1 protein-coding gene is annotated in these 221 nt (G+C 57.9%); it reads right to left on the minus strand.

Annotation, left to right across the window (positions count from 1 at the left end; all coding sequences use genetic code 11):
• A partial coding sequence (locus AF337_RS07355; RefSeq protein ID WP_483150618.1) for a sugar phosphate isomerase family occupies positions 1-221 on the minus strand: 221 nt, incomplete at both ends.

The raw sequence follows: 221 nt of genomic DNA on the forward strand, positions 1-221 counted from the left end.
CAGCGTCACGTCGTGCAGGCCCGTCAGCGCATTCATCAACGTCAGGGAATTGGTAATTGCGGTGACCGGCACCTTCGAAGGCAGATGCGCCGCCATCTGAAGTACCGTGGTCGAGTCATCGAAAAAGATCGCTTGTCCCGGTTCGACGAATTGCATTGCCGCCTCGGCGATCAGCTTCTTTTCCACCGACTGGCGGTTGGGGCGATAGACGTCGCTGGATT

The organism is Rhizobium ecuadorense (assembly GCF_001187535.1).
In the GTDB taxonomy this organism is placed as follows: Bacteria; Pseudomonadota; Alphaproteobacteria; order Rhizobiales; family Rhizobiaceae; genus Rhizobium; species Rhizobium ecuadorense.